We start from the raw sequence: 441 nt of genomic DNA on the forward strand, positions 1-441 counted from the left end.
GCACGGCCGAAGGCGCTTTGATTGAAGCCGTCGCTTCCTTTCAGGCTGCCGCCATAACCGGCACCGATGCCCATGCTGCTGGCGCTGTAGCTGCTTTCGTTGCGGATGTCTTCAAAGCTGAAACTGCGGGCGGTGAGTTCGTTGTGGTCTTTGTCTGCGGCAGAAGCGATGGCGCCGCCTTTGAGTCGGACGCTGTCGGCGGTGATGTGGTAGCCGCCTTCGCCGGCAAAGAGACCGCTCTGGCTGCCGACGCTGCGGCTGTAGCCGCTGGCTTTGCTTTGGTTGTAGTTGCCGGATACGTTCCATGCGGTACCAAGGGCAACTTGGGCACGGATGCCGCCGCCGCTTTGTTTGCTTTCCTGTTCGACAGTGTCCTGTGGGCTTTCGATGTGCAGTGTGCCGCCGACTTCAGCGTCGATGCGTTTTGCATGGGCTTGGGCA

At 60.8% G+C, this 441-nt stretch carries 1 protein-coding gene; it reads right to left on the reverse strand.

Translation table 11 applies throughout. The features are described 5' to 3' along the window. The coding region (locus tag HMPREF3047_RS10045) for a hemagglutinin repeat-containing protein (RefSeq protein ID WP_141756577.1) at window positions 1-441 on the reverse strand (441 nt) is incomplete at both ends.

The organism is Neisseria sp. HMSC075C10, assembly GCF_001815615.1.
Classification (GTDB): Bacteria; Pseudomonadota; Gammaproteobacteria; order Burkholderiales; family Neisseriaceae; genus Neisseria; species Neisseria subflava_A.